Below are 714 nucleotides of genomic sequence, written 5' to 3'. Positions count from 1 at the left end.
AGCGCAGCGTGCCCCAGCCTTGATGTTCGGCGGTGAGACGGTTTTGGCTGTCGTACTCGTAGGCCAACGCCCAGTGGCCGTCTTCGACGCTTAGGAGGTTGCCCTGACGGTCGTAGCCGTAATCGACCTTGTTGCCGTTGGGCAGGGTTTTTCTTACGAGGCGTCCGGCATAGTCGCGCTCGTAACGGGTAACTAACTGACTGCCATCATCACCATGCTCGGTCTTTTCCTGCAGGTTGCCATTGAGGTCGTAGAGGTAGGCCGTGCGCTGGCCGTCAAACCCGGTCTCCTGCTGGATCAGGCCATTGGTGTGATACTGGAGCCGGTAGGTTTCGCCCACCTCATTTTCGATCTCGGTCAGCAATAACCGCACATTGTCGTAACGGTATTTGACCTGAGTGCCATCAGCGTTGATGCGCCGGCTGATCAGGTGCAGGCCGTCGGCGTATTCGTAGCGGGTGACGTGGCCGAGTTCATCGCGTTCGGAGGTGATTTTTCCGTATGCGTTGTAGGTATATTTACGCGTATCACCGCTTGGCAGGACGATTTGAACTAATTGCCCAACGTTGCTCCATTCAAATTGCGTGAGCGCGCCGTGCTCGTCTTCCTGGCTGATTTTTCGCCCGAGATCGTCATAGCGATAACGCTTGACTCCGCCATTCGGCAACTGCTCTTCGAGCAACTGCCCACGCTCATTCCAAACCAGCCGATGAC

At 56.4% G+C, this 714-nt stretch carries 1 pseudogene; it reads right to left on the bottom strand.

The annotated features are described in order from the left end of the window. Positions 1-714: pseudogene (locus HX868_RS31380) on the bottom strand (RHS repeat protein); the annotation flags it as partial.

It is taken from the genome of Pseudomonas reactans, from assembly GCF_013385825.1.
Lineage (GTDB): Bacteria > Pseudomonadota > Gammaproteobacteria > Pseudomonadales > Pseudomonadaceae > Aquipseudomonas > Aquipseudomonas reactans.
Note: the sequence above shows the minus strand (reverse complement) of the source record. Positions and strands in the feature narration are given on the sequence as shown.